This is a genomic window from Paraburkholderia sp. JHI2823, assembly GCF_038900695.1.
Classification (GTDB): domain Bacteria; phylum Pseudomonadota; class Gammaproteobacteria; order Burkholderiales; family Burkholderiaceae; genus Paraburkholderia; species Paraburkholderia mimosarum.
On sequence record NZ_JAYMRY010000091.1, the window covers coordinates 1 to 5,700 of the forward strand.

The window sequence follows — 5,700 nt, forward strand, 5'->3', positions numbered from 1 at the left end:
TGCCACGGCACGGGCGTGAGCGTCGCGAGATCGCCGACTGCCATGAAATCGGGGCCGTTCGGCTCGATGCCGACACCCCAGATCGCGAATCCCGCGAAGCCCGCTCCCGCCTCGAGCACCGTCTTCAAATGCGCGACCGGCACCGACTTGGCCTTTGCGACACCATGGATGTCGACGAACTGCGCCAATACGTATTTCACGCCCTGCTGAGCGAGCCAGCGCTGAGCGTCGTCGGCCGAGCCAAAGCGCGGCACGCTTCCCAGCTCGTTGACCGGCAGCTTTGCATCATTGAGATTCATCTTCACTCCTTGCAACTCATCCACGGTTGAAAGAGCGGTGCGCCCGACTTCATGTCGGTTACCGAGGCGGTTCGGCCGTTGCGGGGAAGGGTGGCCGAATCGCGCGCTCGTACTGCGCACACGCATAAGTTCTCTACATGCAACTTAATTTCCTGCTATGAAACACCTGGCGCACACGCGTGCCCCATGCCTGCTGCGGTTCTGCCTTTGATCGAGGCCATGCATGCACACGGGGACGACAGAAAAGCACCACTTAAACGCTATCTTTCGATTTTCATCTATCAGCCAGGAACTGCGAAATGAGCCGCACGCCCCGCCATTTCTCCTGCGCTACCTCTACGCAACGTTCGTGCCATGTTTATCAACATGAATCAAATATTCCTGTTGAGAAACACGCCGCGGGCACGCCAGCCCTCTCTGCCTCGCGCTCCTGATTCGCCCGCATTGCCGTTTGCCTGCTGACGGTGCGCGGTTTTCCTGCCTGCTGAGCGCCACTGCACTGAATCGGGACGCGGGCTTACGCTCGAGTATCAGAAATACTTATGAAAGCGCGGACGTTGGTGCGAGCGCCCGCACCGCGTCGAGCGCTGCACCGACCATGCGGGCAAGCGTGGGCTGCATGGCTTCGGCACGTTCCACCGCGTAGTCGAACGGCGCGCGTTCGTTCATGTAGGTGGACTGGCACATCTCCAGTTGAACCGCATGAATCCCGCGTTCCGGCGCGCCGTAGTTGCGCGTGATGTAGCCGCCCTTGAAGCGGCCGTTCGCTACCGAAGTAAAAGGACTCGCCTGCATCGCATCAACTGCGGCCCGCTGCACCGCGCCCGCGCAGGTGCGCCCGTCCTGCGTGCCCAGGTTGAGATCGGGCAGCTTGTCGTCGAACAGGCGCGGCAGCACGCTCGCGATCGAATGCGCCTCCCACAGCAGCACGTTCGCGTGACGCTCGCGCAGCCGCGCAAGCTCGGCCGCGAGTGCGTCGTGATACGGCTGCCACCATTGCGCGACGCGTGCAGCGCGCTCGGCCGCGTCGGGTGCGCAAAGGCCTGTAGACGGGTTCGCCGCGGAACGTTTCCTCGCGGCACAGGCCCGTCGTCGTCTGACCCGGATAGCGGCTTTCATCGTTGGGCGGCCGGTTCCGATCACATAGCGCGACACGCGCGCACCGATCAACGTCGCGCCAGGCTCGCGCACGAAGGCACATAAACGATCCAGATGCCAGTTGGTATCGGCGACCGCGAGCGCTTCATCCGTATACAAATGGCGCAGTGACGGGGGAATCCACGCGCCCACATGCGGAATCGATACGACCAAAGGCGTGTCACCGCGCTCCAGCGAGAATAGTTCGGGCATCTTCATACTCCTCTCGTGCACCCCTCATCGATCCCGCCTCTCACACCGCGAGGAAGGGCTGTCAAGGCGTTGAAGTCGATGGGCGCCTCGCCAGGTCTCATGATGGGCTCCACGAATGACTGCGCGACTGACGCCGGCCGCCGTGCGCCCGGTCCCCGCATGATGCCGCCCTGGGCGGCAGACACGCGGAGGATCAGCGATCGCGGTTGTGAACCATAAGTTCGTCTAATACAGAAAATTGGCGCCCACCGGGGACGCAGAATTTGCCCCATCGTTCACCCACGGGGGCCCCATGAGCCACTTTGACTATGTCGTGATCGGCGCCGGTGTGATTGGCGCATCCGTCGCCCACCATCTCGCCGCGCTCGGCGCGAAAAGCGTTCTCGTTCTCGATCAGGGCACGATCGGCGCCGGCACCACCTCACAGTCCTCCGGGCTGCTGCGCACGCATTACTCGGTGCGCCAGAACGTCGAACTCGCCCGCGCGTCCTGGTGGGCCTTCAACAATTTCGCCGACTATCTCGGCGACGACGAAGCCTCCTGCGGTCTCGTCAAATGCGGCTATATGATCAGCGCGCCCGAAGGTGACAAGCTCGATCCGCTGGCCGCCTCGCTGCGCGCGCAGCAGGACATGGGCATCGAAGTGCAAGTACTCGACCGCCAGGCGGCGCAGGCGCGCCTGCCGATCGCGACCTTCGACGACGCCGCGCTGATCGGCTTCGAGCCCGAAGCCGGTTTCGCCGACGCCTACCTCGTCGCAACGAGCTTCGCGCGCTCCGCGCGCCGCCAAGGCGTAAAGATCATGGAAGGCGTGCGCGTAACCGGCCTCCTGCGCGAAGGCCGCCGCGTGGTGGGCGTGGAAACGACGGCAGGCCGCTTCGGCTGCGGCACACTAATCAGCACGCAGAACATCTGGACGCCCGAACTCGCCGAGTGGATCGGCGTGCCGCTGCCGGTGAAGCCCGAGCGCCATACCGTGCTCGCGCTCGAATGCGAGGCCGCGCCCTACACCTTCGCGATGCCCGCGTTCAAGGACCTCGGCTCGCCGGGCATGCTCTATTTCCGCAGCTACGGCGGCAGCCAGATGCTGGTCTCCGAAGGCGTGGTGGGCGAAACGCTCAACGCGCCCGAGACCGAACAGGGCGAGATCTCGCTCGACTATGTTGCGGAAGTGGGCGCGCAGGTGGCTGAGCACTTCCCCGCCTACGAAGCCGCCGGCCTCGCTTCTTCGTGGACCGGCGTGTACGACGTCACGCCCGACTGGAACCCGGTGCTCGGCAGCGTTGCCGACGTGGCAGGCCTTACGGTGGGCTTCGGCTTCTCGGGCCATGGCTTCAAGCTCTCGCCTGGCATCGGCAAGCTGCTTGCGCAGCACGCGCTGGGTCTGCCCACCGACGTCTCGCTCGAACCGTACGCGCTCGAACGCTTTGCAAGCGGCGCGCTGCTGACCGGCAAGTACGGTCTGGGCGCAGTGTCGTAACGCCAACGCGCGATGTGCTGTCGCATGCAAACAGGAGACAACTGATGACTGTCCGCATTCTGGTGCCCGTCAAGCGCGTGGTCGATCCGAACGTGCGCGTCCGCGTGAACGCCGCCGGAGCCATCGAAACGGCGGGGCTCAAAATGTCGCTCAATCCGTTCGACGAATGCGCGCTCGAAAAAGCGCTGCAACTGAAGGAAGCCAGTGTGGCCTCGCATGTTACGGTGCTGACCTGCGGGCTGCCCGCGCACCAGGACGTACTGCGCACCGCCCTCGCGATGGGCGCCGATGATGCCGTGCTCATCGACACGGACGCAGCCACGGCCACGCTCGATTCGCTCGCCGTCGCGCGCCTCATTGCGGCGCATATGAAGGACGCCGATTACGGTCTCGTGCTGTGCGGCAAGCAGGCCATCGACGGCGACGTGGGCGGCGTAGCCGCAATGCTCGCCGCCCTGCTGGGCTGGCCGCAGGCGCTCAATGCGAGCGCGCTCGACGCCATCGACGGCGGCTGGCGCGTGAACTGCGGCGACGATACGGGCACGGCGACGTGGCAGCTCGACGGCCCCGCCGTGGTAAGCGCCGATCTGCGCCTGGCCGAACCGCGCCGCGTGACGCTGCCGAGCATCGTCAAGGCAAAGCAGAAGCCGCTCGCCACGCGCGAAGCCGCCTGGCTCGGCGGCGTGTCGAACGCCCATAGCCACGTGCTGAAACTGAACGATCCGGCCGTGCGCGAGCCCGGCGTGAAGGTGGACGGCGTCGAAGCGCTGCTCGCAGCGCTCGCCGATCGACGCGTATTCGAAACCGTGGGAGCTTGACTATGAGAACGCTGGTCCTGGCCGACACCGATGTGGGATCGATTTCCGATGTCACGCTGCGCGTGATGGGCGCGGCGCTGCAACTTGGGCAGCCCGTCGACATGCTCGTATTCGATGCGTCAAGCGCGCCAGCGGCGGCGCGTGTGAATGGAGTCGAGCGCGTCCTGGTCGCATCCGCTGGCGCAGTCGATACGCTCGCGCCCGAAACAATCGCGGCGCAATTGCTCGCCCTCACCGGAGACCACTCGATGCTGCTCGCCGCGCATTGCGCCTCCGGCCGGGCTGCGCTGCCGCGCGCGGCAGCGCTCTCCGGGGCTGCATTCATCGCCGACGTCGTCGCCGTTCGCGAGCGTACGCAGTTCGTGCGCGGCCTGTATGCGGGCAGCGTGATCGCGACGGTGACGAGCGCCACGGCGCGCACTTATGCGAGCGTGCGGCCCTCGTCGTTCGCGCCCGTCGCGGCGCACGGAGGTGCCGCTCAAGTCATTGCGCTCGCACCTATCGCACCGTTTGCAGCCACGCGCCTCGTCGTGCGCCACGCCGCCGCGCAGAGCGGGCAAGACCTCGGCAGCGCGCGCGTGGTCGTTGCGGGCGGACGCGGCCTCGCCTCGCAGGAAAACATGGGGCGTCTCGGCAGGCTTGCCGACAAGCTCGGCGCGGCGCTCGGCGCCTCGCGCGCCGCCGTGGATGCCGGCTATGCGCCGAACGCCGCGCAGGTCGGACAAACCGGTCGCAGCGTCGCGCCCGACGTGTATGTGGCGTTCGGGATCTCGGGGGCGATCCAGCACCTCGCGGGCATGAAGGACTCGAAGTTCATCGTCGCCGTGAACAAGGACCCTGACGCACCGATTTTCTCGGTGGCCGATGTTGGGCTCGTTGGCGATCTGTTCGACGTGGTCGGCGCGCTCGAATCTCGCGTGCAGGGTGCGCAGACATGCGTATGAACGCACGCATACCCGCTCCTTCTGCGCACGCCAGCGCCGCCGAAACCTGCTCAGTGCGTTTGATCGACTGCATGCGCGTGCCCCCCGAACCCTGGGCCAATGGCGGGGGCACGACGCGCACCCTCGCGCGCAGTCCAGAACAGCACGGCGCCACGCCATGGCGCGTGAGCATTGCGACGCTCGTCGGTCCGGCGAAGTTTTCACAGTTCGCTGGCTACGACCGGACGCTCCTGCCCATCGACGACAACGCAATTGAGCTGCATTCGCAGGACGGTCAACTGCTCGCGCGCGGCGGCGAGCCGGTGCACTTTTCCGGCGATCTGCACGTGTGGGTCGTGAATCTGCCCGCGAGGCCCATGAATGTTCTCAACGTCATGTGCAAGCGCGGCGCATATCGCGCGCGCGTGAGCGTCGCGGCGCATTCGCTGCATGTGACGCCGGCTCCGACGCATCTGCTCGTTAGCCTCGCCGGGCAGTGGAACGTGGAGAGCGCGTTGTTGCGCGGCGTGACGCTGGCACCGCTCAACGCATTGTGGGTCAGCGGGCGGCCAGAGGAACTTGCGCTGCGCCCTTCGGGCCCTGGCGCGCAGTTGGCGTCGATCGCCATCGAACCGGTTACGGCCGAAACAGAGGAACTTCTTCGATGATGCATCAAGGGGAGGCGCTCATCGCGCGATACGGACCACGCGAGTCGATGGAATACGACGTGGTGATCGTCGGCGGCGGCCCCGCCGGGCTGTCCGCGGCGATCCGCCTGAAGCAGCTGGCCGCCGAAAAAGGCGCTGAAATTGGCGTCTGCGTGCTGGAGA

The 5,700-nt window shown here is 65.9% G+C and carries 6 protein-coding genes and 1 pseudogene; 5 read left to right on the forward strand and 2 right to left on the reverse strand.

Annotated elements, in window-relative coordinates; translation table 11 throughout:
* Both VSR34_RS37140 and VSR34_RS37145 read right to left on the reverse strand, forming a co-directional pair.
* Positions 1-299: pseudogene (locus VSR34_RS37140) on the reverse strand (type III glutamate--ammonia ligase); the annotation flags it as partial.
* A gap of 540 nt (positions 300-839) precedes the next feature.
* Entirely contained in the window at positions 840-1,649 is an 810-nt protein-coding gene (locus VSR34_RS37145) for an N-formylglutamate amidohydrolase (RefSeq protein ID WP_342965094.1), read from the reverse strand.
* A 292-nt stretch (positions 1,650-1,941) separates the two neighbouring features.
* Here VSR34_RS37145 and VSR34_RS37150 point away from each other — a divergent pair, with 292 nt between their 5' ends.
* From VSR34_RS37150 to VSR34_RS37170, 5 genes are all read left to right on the forward strand, one after another.
* The gene (locus tag VSR34_RS37150; RefSeq protein WP_028232957.1) at positions 1,942-3,129 is read left to right on the forward strand and encodes an FAD-dependent oxidoreductase; all 1,188 of its coding nucleotides are present in this window, start codon (positions 1,942-1,944) and stop codon (positions 3,127-3,129) included.
* Between the two features lie 44 nt (positions 3,130-3,173).
* A complete protein-coding gene (locus VSR34_RS37155; RefSeq protein WP_342965095.1) occupies positions 3,174-3,947 on the forward strand; it encodes an electron transfer flavoprotein subunit beta/FixA family protein in 774 nt (257 codons plus the stop codon).
* A 2-nt stretch (positions 3,948-3,949) separates the two neighbouring features.
* The gene (locus VSR34_RS37160; RefSeq protein ID WP_342965096.1) at positions 3,950-4,891 is read left to right on the forward strand and encodes an electron transfer flavoprotein subunit alpha/FixB family protein; all 942 of its coding nucleotides are present in this window, start codon (positions 3,950-3,952) and stop codon (positions 4,889-4,891) included.
* Positions 4,888-5,538 (forward strand): HutD family protein, encoded by a 651-nt coding sequence (locus tag VSR34_RS37165; protein ID WP_342965097.1) that lies wholly within the window; start codon positions 4,888-4,890, stop codon positions 5,536-5,538. The genes VSR34_RS37160 and VSR34_RS37165 overlap by 4 nt, the downstream gene beginning before the upstream one ends.
* Positions 5,538-5,700: FAD-dependent oxidoreductase (locus VSR34_RS37170; protein WP_342965098.1), on the forward strand; the 163-nt coding region annotated here is incomplete at its 3' end. The genes VSR34_RS37165 and VSR34_RS37170, both read left to right, overlap by 1 nt.